Origin of the sequence: Pseudomonas sp. UBA3153 (genome assembly GCF_002364635.1) — a bacterium.
In the GTDB taxonomy this organism is placed as follows: Bacteria; Pseudomonadota; Gammaproteobacteria; order Pseudomonadales; family Pseudomonadaceae; genus Pseudomonas_O; species Pseudomonas_O kuykendallii.
This window is the reverse complement of the sequence record NZ_DEYR01000061.1, coordinates 1-962: the sequence shown is the minus strand read 5'-3', so window position 1 is coordinate 962 and position 962 is coordinate 1. Positions and strand designations below refer to the sequence as shown.

Sequence of the window (962 nt, the reverse complement as noted above, 5' to 3'; positions counted from 1 at the left end):
CCAGCGCGGCCTGGGCCAGCCCGTCGGTGCCGTTCGTCGCCTCGAGCACCCGGTAGCCCTGCGCGCTCAGGGCGATGCGCAGGAATCGTCGGATCTGCGCTTCGTCCTCGACGATCAGGATGCTGCTCGACATCGGCGTCACTCGTCCTCCAGCGGCGGTTGCGGGTGCACCGGCAGGTGCAGGGTGAAGCAGGCGCCGCGCCCTTCGAGGCCGTCGCCGATGCTCACCCTACCACCGTGCGCGCCGACCATGCCCAGGCAGATCGACAAGCCCAGCCCGGTGCCCTGGCCGCCGCGATCGCCGCGGCTGGCGGTATAGAACATGTCGAACACCTTGTCGCGCTCCTGCGCGGGAATGCCCGGTCCCTGATCGGCCACGGCGAAGCGCAGCTCGCCTTCGTCGGCGTCCAGGCCGATGCGCAGCCGCGCGCCCGCCGGCGAGAAGCGCGCGGCGTTCTCCAGCACGTTGACCAGCGCCTGCTCGATCAATGCGGCGTGGACGAACAGCAGCGGCAGGTCCTCGGCCACCTCGAGTTCCACCCGCAAGGGCGCGAGCACCGGGCGCAGGCGCTGCAGCGCGCTGGCGAGGATGTCGGCGGGCGCCACCCAGTCGCGCATCAGCTTCAGCCCGCCATGGCCGAGGCGGGTCATGTCCAGCAGGTTCTGGATGTAGCGGTCGAGCCGCTCGGCCTCGTCGCGGGTGCCTTCGAGCAGTTCGCGGCGATCCGCCGGGGAAATCCGTTCGCCCAGCGCCAGCAGGCTGTCGATGGAGCCGCGCATGGCCGTCAGCGGGGTGCGCAGGTCGTGGGAAACCGAGGCCAGCAGTGCGCTGCGCAGTTGCTCGGTTTCGCCATGCAGGCGCGCGGCTTCCAGGTCGCTCGCCAGTTGCGCGCGCGCCAGCGCCTGCGCCAGCGGCTGGCCGAGGGCGGCGTACAGGCGGCGCTGTTCGAGATCGGAAGAGC

The 962-nt window shown here is 71.6% G+C and carries 1 protein-coding gene and 1 pseudogene; both read right to left on the bottom strand.

Features of this window, described 5'->3' with window-relative positions:
- A pseudogene (locus B2X67_RS13900) lies at positions 1 to 133 on the bottom strand (DNA-binding response regulator); the annotation flags it as partial.
- Between the two features lie 5 nt (positions 134 to 138).
- The coding region (locus B2X67_RS13895) for a sensor histidine kinase (protein ID WP_286785856.1) at positions 139 to 962 on the bottom strand (824 nt) is incomplete at its 5' end.